Below are 557 nucleotides of genomic sequence, written 5' to 3' on the forward strand. Positions count from 1 at the left end.
AGGAACTCAAAACAGGAAATTAATTTTTCTAAAGAAAAAACTTTTTTAAAACAGCGATAAATTAACCAAAAATCATTTTGTAATTTTATTACATGCCCACTGCCTGCTATAGTGGCTTTGTTCAACTTCTTAGTTTAATGGTGTGCTGTTGCCACGTTCTGCACTTTTCATGTCCGTCTTATTCTGTTTGCTTATATTCCAAAGTTTATGGAATGTGGCAGCGGCATTTTGCGCCCATGAAAATCAGGAAAAGGCATTACATCATTTTGGTCATCATGCAGCGTTGAGTTATGAAGCTTCACAGCATAGCCATACGGAAAAGACAGATATCGTAGGGACTCATAAAGCTCCCTTAAACTTGTCCGATCATCATGACCATTTGCCTTCATGTTTTCATGTTGTGATTGTAGAAGCACAAGAAAAACTTGTTTCACCGTTAATACAGTCATCTGAGCCAAAACAACAATATTATTGGTCCAATTCTTATAAGTCCCCTCATATCTCTAAACAAGACCCGCCTCCTGTTTTAACCCTGCTATAGGTGGGGTAGCCGAAAA

Annotated in this window: 1 protein-coding gene; it reads left to right on the forward strand. The window is 37.9% G+C overall.

All coding sequences use genetic code 11. From position 1 onward, the window contains the following. Positions 1–148 precede the first annotated feature (148 nt). The gene (locus J536_RS24685) at positions 149–541 is read left to right on the forward strand and encodes a cation efflux protein, CzcI-like (RefSeq protein ID WP_002116733.1); all 393 of its coding nucleotides are present in this window, start codon (positions 149–151) and stop codon (positions 539–541) included. Positions 542–557: the final 16 nt, after the last annotated feature.

This window comes from Acinetobacter sp. 809848 (genome assembly GCF_000581275.1).
GTDB classification, from domain to species: domain Bacteria; phylum Pseudomonadota; class Gammaproteobacteria; order Pseudomonadales; family Moraxellaceae; genus Acinetobacter; species Acinetobacter pittii.